This window comes from Hydrogenimonas sp. (genome assembly GCF_029932565.1).
Taxonomy (GTDB): Bacteria; Campylobacterota; Campylobacteria; order Campylobacterales; family Hydrogenimonadaceae; genus Hydrogenimonas.
The window spans coordinates 1-4,656 of the sequence record NZ_JAOZPV010000088.1; the positions used below are offsets into that span (position 1 = coordinate 1).

6 protein-coding genes are annotated in these 4,656 nt (G+C 51.2%); 3 read left to right on the forward strand and 3 right to left on the reverse strand.

Translation table 11 applies throughout. The features are described 5' to 3' along the window. Positions 1–691 (reverse strand): molybdopterin-dependent oxidoreductase (locus Q1K24_RS08735; RefSeq protein WP_300368983.1); only part of this gene is annotated, 691 nt, incomplete at its 3' end. A 12-nt stretch (positions 692–703) separates the two neighbouring features. Next, positions 704–1,777: a rhodanese-like domain-containing protein gene (locus Q1K24_RS08740; RefSeq protein WP_300368986.1), complete on the reverse strand. Its 1,074-nt coding sequence runs from the start codon at positions 1,775–1,777 to the stop codon at positions 704–706. A gap of 349 nt (positions 1,778–2,126) precedes the next feature. Between Q1K24_RS08740 and Q1K24_RS08745 the strand changes: the two genes are divergently transcribed. Genes Q1K24_RS08745 through Q1K24_RS08755 form a run of 3 tightly spaced genes read left to right on the forward strand, consistent with a single transcriptional unit; the run spans position 2,127 to position 4,094 of the window. Then, positions 2,127–2,702: a hypothetical protein gene (locus tag Q1K24_RS08745; RefSeq protein ID WP_300368989.1), complete on the forward strand. Its 576-nt coding sequence runs from the start codon at positions 2,127–2,129 to the stop codon at positions 2,700–2,702. Further along, on the forward strand, positions 2,699–3,076 hold the full coding sequence (locus Q1K24_RS08750; protein ID WP_300368992.1) for a hypothetical protein: 378 nt from the start codon (positions 2,699–2,701) through the stop codon (positions 3,074–3,076). Before Q1K24_RS08745 ends, Q1K24_RS08750 begins: the two co-directional genes overlap by 4 nt. Next, positions 3,069–4,094 (forward strand): Mrp/NBP35 family ATP-binding protein, encoded by a 1,026-nt coding sequence (locus Q1K24_RS08755; protein ID WP_300368996.1) that lies wholly within the window; start codon positions 3,069–3,071, stop codon positions 4,092–4,094. The genes Q1K24_RS08750 and Q1K24_RS08755 overlap by 8 nt, the downstream gene beginning before the upstream one ends. A 79-nt stretch (positions 4,095–4,173) precedes the next feature. On the opposite strand, the gene Q1K24_RS08760 is transcribed toward Q1K24_RS08755, so the two are convergent. Further along, positions 4,174–4,656, reverse strand: a 483-nt coding sequence (locus tag Q1K24_RS08760; protein ID WP_300368999.1) for a DUF3373 family protein, incomplete at its 5' end; no start/stop codon positions are given.

Sequence of the window (4,656 nt, forward strand, 5' to 3'; positions counted from 1 at the left end):
CGTAGGTTCCCCCGACATTACCCTCGCCGTAGGCGATCGCCGCACCGGAGAACATATCGCCCAGATACGAGGCCGGATAGATACGAACGGCTCCAAGCTGTGTCGAAAAACGCAGAGGCGCCCCTCGTCGTCCCTCTGTCAGAAGTCCCGTACCGGCATGAACCATAAGCTTGTCGGGGCCGCGGTTCGGATCGGTCATCACCCCGAAAATCTTTTCAGCCACCTCGGTCGCAGCCTCGTCCCAGCTGATACGTTTCCATTTTCCTTCGCCTCGCTCACCGACGCGCTTCATCGGATAGAGGATGCGGTCTTTCTCGTACATGATCTGCGAGTGCTGGACACCCTTGTTACATCCGCGCGGGTTGAAGTCGGGAATCTTCGCGTTGATCGACGGATAGCGGGCCGACTGGTTCTCCCGCGTCACGACGCCGTTGTGCGACCAGACCTCCCATGCACAGTTTCCCTGGCAGTTGACACAGTGATACGCAAAGCCGGTATCTTCCTTCTTGCCACGGGTAAAGCTGAACTCGTTACGATACATCTCTTCGGTGTAGGTCGTGTTCGGATAGTTGTTCTTTCCGTTTTCAACCTGCATCACACCCGTTTTTGCGAACAGACTTCCCTGTGACGCCACCAGCGCGGCCGTCACTCCTGAAAATTTAAGAAAATTCCGTCGTTTATTATTTACCATTTTCTTTCTCCCTTAGCGTCGAATCGGCATATTCATGTTGTTGCCCCAGGTGTCCCACGCACCCGAATAGACTTTGACATTCTTATAGCCCAGCAGTTCGAGCGCCGTAATGATTTCCGAACCGCGGCCCGCACCGACCTGGCAGTAGGCGTAGACTGTTTTGTCCGGTGTGACACCGTAGCTTTCAAACATCTTTTTCAGCTCCTCGTTTGTGCGGAAGCTTTTTTTGCGTTCGAAATCGGTCACTTTTTTCCATTCGATGAATTTCGAACCCGGAATGTGGCCGCCGCGGGCGACATTGTCCATCTTCCGCTCACCGATGATCTCGGTCATACCCCGCGTGTCGATGATGACATACTTGCTCTTGTCACCGTTTTTGAGGATATCCTGCATCGCATGATAGACCTCTTCGGTCGTCGCCAGCAGTTCGGGACGTGTCTTTTCGATCTTGTAGTGGGTATGTTCCCAGTGGGGTTCTTTGCCACGCTGCACCAGCAGTTTGGGCTCCAGCTGCTTCATCTGGGTTTTGAGCTCTTTGACTTTCGCTTTCAACTCTGCTGCTTTGGCTTTGTCTCCCGCTTTTTTCGCCTTGCGGGCCTGACGCTTGAGTTCTCTCGCCTCCATCTTGAGATCGTTGTAGATCTTCTGATTGGGATCGAGGGCCTTGATGCCATCCTGTCCGCCGTCGAGGACATAGACCTTCTCATGGCCGAAAGATTTGAAAAAGCTGTAAACACCCGTTGCGTTCGGTCCCCGCCAGTTGTCGTAGGCAATGATGACATCACTGTTCTTGATCCCTTTGCTGCTGATGTAGTGCTCGGCATGATCCGGACACTGATACAGCGGCTCACAATGGAGGTTCCCCATAATGTCCGCATGATGCAGGTGATGGGCGTACATTTCGCGAGCCCCTTTGATATGTCCGCCTTCATAGGCGGTTTCGCTGTCCCCGCAGACAAAGACATAGCCCGGCTTGCCAATCAGCTTGATTGCCTCTTCGGGCTGAATCGTGATCTTGTCGGCCCCCATCAGTATGGAGGCAGAGAAGAGAGACGCGATACAAAGCGTCTTGAACCACTGCTTCATTACCACTCCTTATAAGATTGTTTAACACGGCTGATACGCCGATATTTCGGGATTTCCGATACATCTTCATTGTAGATGGCGCACTCTTAAGCAAACCTGAAAACATAAAGCATTCTCATATTATCCACAAAAAACCATCAAATTTTCAAAACGTATACCCTTTTATCCAATTTTCATGATGAGGCTGACAATTTTTTTTGACGAAATAATAAAAATTTATTTTTCTGCCTCTTCTTCACTCTCTTTATGCCATGGTTACAACCCATATTGTTGACTACTCATTTCTCTTTCTGTTACCATAATCACAAGACCCTATACAAATACAAAAAACAAAAAGGAATCGACTTTTATGAAACCGGAAGATGCCATTACAAAACTGGAAGACAAAAACCTTCCGCTGGAAGAGATTCGAGAAATCTTCGAAAGGTTCATCGACGATATGCAGGTCGTCGGGCAGGTCGCCATGAACCTGAGTCTGCGTACATCCGTTTATGATCGGGAGAGAGAAAAGAGCCCCATCATGGAAGAACTGCTCGTCAGACTCTCCGAAACGGAAGACATGGGAAGCCGCTGGGCCGTGGCCAAGAACCCCCACACCCCCATGGAGGTACTCACCAAACTGGCCAAAGATGAGGTGAACCTTGTCCGCGCGCTCGTCGCCACCAATCCCAACACACCCCCTTCGGTGCTACAAAGCCTCTTCGGCGACGAAAAAATCGTCCGTGACGGCCTCTCGGGCAATCCCAGCACCCCCTCGAAGCTACTGAAAATCCTCGCAGACGATGCCGACAAAATGGTCCGTATGCGGGTTGCGGAAAACGCTTCGACACCCGAGGAGACCCTGGAAAAGATGACAAACGACACCGATGCCAACGTCGCCAAAGCGGCGGAAGTCAATCTCGCGAAACGGAGAGAGAGCGCATGAAAAGAAAAATGCACGAAAACACTCTTCCTCCGGCCTACGAGGGGGTCGAACGCCAACTGATGGCTCTCTTCTACTGTGGTGCCTATATCACCAATGCCGACATCGTCAAAATCGGCAGGACAATGGGCCTCGACCTACCCCTGAAAGACCGTATGGTCCTGCTGAAACGGCTAATGCTTCATGCCCACGAAAACAATATGAAACCGCAGATGATGCAGGGATTCATTGGGCTGCTGCAGTCACGCATGAAAATCTACCAGGATCTGGCTCAGAACTATCCGGATGCCGCCCCATTGATCCAGGAGTGGATTCAGAAAGCCCACTCCACCATTCTATTGTTACAGCGCGAAATGAGGAGCAACCCCTATGAATAAGGAAACAATTCTGAAAGAACTGGAAAAGGTGAGCTATCCCGGTCTTGACCGCTCCATCATCGATCTGAAAATCGTCGACGACATCGTCGAAGAGGATGGCCGGCCACTCCTCGTCCTTTCAATGCAGAACGACGAAGCGTATGAGATCCTCCGTGAGCGGCTGCAGGACCTTTTTGATGGCAAAGTCACCATCAAGCGAAAAAAGATTGCACAGAAAAAAGATATACACTACGGCCACACCAGCAGCCCCAACAACCGAGCACCTTACGCCAAGCGGGTCGTTGCCGTCACCAGCGGCAAGGGCGGAGTCGGTAAAAGTACGGTTTCAGTCAATTTGGCAGTCGCATTGGCACAAAAGGGATTCAAGGTCGGCCTGCTCGATGCCGATGTTTACGGCCCCAACATTCCGCGAATGCTCGGCACAGCCCATGAAACACTCCGCTGGGGCAACAATGACAAGATCATCCCAAGCGAAAATTTCGGTATCAAAATCATGAGTGTCGGCCTCACGACTCCTACCCCCGACACTCCGCTGGTCTGGCGAAGCTCGGTGGCCGTCAGCGCTCTGATCCAATTTCTCGAAGACGTCGACTGGGGCAAGCTCGATTTTCTCGTTATCGACATGCCGCCGGGCACCGGCGACATTCAGCTTACAATGGCCCAGGAACTTCCCATCACTGCCGGTATCATCGTCACGACACCCCAGCCGGTAGCGCTGGATGATGTCAGCCGCGCCATCATGATGTTCAAAGACATCAACGTCCCAATAGGCGGTCTGGTTGAAAACATGAGCTTCTTCATCGCGCCCGACACCGGCAGGCGTTACGACATTTTTGGCACGGGAGGAGGCGAAACGACCGCGAAAAAATACGACATCCCTTTCCTTGGCCAGATCCCTCTGGATATGCAGATTCGGGAATACTCCGATAACGGTACCCCACCGGTTGCTATGGGTGATGATTCACAAAAGAGATACTACAAAACTGTTGCCGATCGACTGCTTGAGCAGATACTCTGATAAATTATATAATTTGCAATATGAAGAACGCGTCCGTAAGGACGCGTTTTGTGTGGAGAGCCAAAGCTCTCATGAGTGTTTAGTAGCGATATCTTATATATGCTCGAAAATCCTGAGCATAATCAACCGGATCCATCATGCCACTTTTGTAGGCATCGTCATTGTCGATTGCGGCACCATCAGCACCGAAAAATCCGCCACTTCCGGTATATTCATAATCGATGTAGGTATAACGAAGCTGCATGCTGAGGGTATTTCCCAATATGGGCTGGGTGTAATACGCCTCATACGCATCACCACGAGCCGCGAGTTTCGAACCGATCATCGTATCTTCACCGTAGGTGAAACTTCTCCAGTACTGGCTGCCGTGATTGTACTCCAGACCTATACGCCCATCATCGGTAAAGACTGCCGGAAACTGCGTACCCACATAGACTGACCATCCAAAATGTTTCTTGCCATAATCATCCGGACTCTGCGCCATCTCAAGCATCGTCTGATCATCTTTCGGATTGGTATAGTTGCCCGCCCAGCTGGCGAAGAGAATCGTATCGTCCAGGAA